This is a genomic window from Cohnella baijiui, assembly GCF_020731285.1.
Lineage (GTDB): Bacteria > Bacillota > Bacilli > Paenibacillales > Paenibacillaceae > Cohnella.
Genome location: NZ_JAJFOW010000357.1, coordinates 1 through 234, shown reverse-complemented (window position 1 = coordinate 234; position 234 = coordinate 1). Strand labels below are relative to the sequence as shown.

The window sequence follows — 234 nt, the reverse complement described above, 5'->3', positions numbered from 1 at the left end:
CTGCAAGAAGGCATCGGTTTTGACGCGAAAATTGTTGCCATTGCTGATTTGATGAAAGGGTCGCTCTATCATCCGGACGGTCTCGATCTTCATCAGGTGCTTCATACAGTAAAAAATACTGGCAGGCTGGATGAGTATCCTTCCACTCCCGGCTTAATCCGAGGCTGGGATAGCTTCCAGACGATTCGTCAGAGCAACGCGGATACCATTGTAGAGATGACCTTTACCGATATA

At 47.9% G+C, this 234-nt stretch carries 1 pseudogene; it reads left to right on the top strand.

The window, feature by feature from the left end:
- Positions 1–234 (top strand): annotated as a pseudogene (locus LKX83_RS32950) (homoserine dehydrogenase); the annotation flags it as partial.